Origin of the sequence: Achromobacter sp. GbtcB20, from assembly GCF_019091095.1 — a bacterium.
In the GTDB taxonomy this organism is placed as follows: domain Bacteria; phylum Pseudomonadota; class Gammaproteobacteria; order Burkholderiales; family Burkholderiaceae_B; genus Achromobacter; species Achromobacter mucicolens.
Genome location: NZ_JAGXJZ010000308.1, coordinates 1 through 368, shown reverse-complemented (window position 1 = coordinate 368; position 368 = coordinate 1). Strand labels below are relative to the sequence as shown.

Below are 368 nucleotides of genomic sequence, written 5' to 3'. Positions count from 1 at the left end.
CAGGTGAAAGAATCTGTCACGAACGACGTCTGGATGAAATTTAATTTCATCGAGGGCGATATCCGCAACGAAGCCGACTGCGCGCGCGCCTGCGCCGGCGTCGACTTCGTGCTGCACCAGGCCGCGCTGGGCTCGGTCTCGCGTTCGATCGACGATCCGATCGCCACCAACGCCACCAACGTCACCGGCTTCCTCAACATGCTGGTGGCCGCGCGTGACGCAAAAGTGCGCCGCTTCGTCTACGCCGCCTCCAGCTCGACCTACGGCGACCATCCGGACCTGCCGAAGGTGGAAGGCGTGATCGGCAATCCGCTCTCGCCGTATGCGGTGACGAAGTACGTCAACGAGCTGTATGCGAACGTGTTCGG

The 368-nt window shown here is 62.2% G+C and carries 1 protein-coding gene; it reads left to right on the top strand.

The window, feature by feature from the left end; genetic code table 11:
* A partial coding sequence (locus KVT32_RS29110) for an NAD-dependent epimerase/dehydratase family protein (protein ID WP_217619316.1) occupies positions 1–368 on the top strand: 368 nt, incomplete at both ends.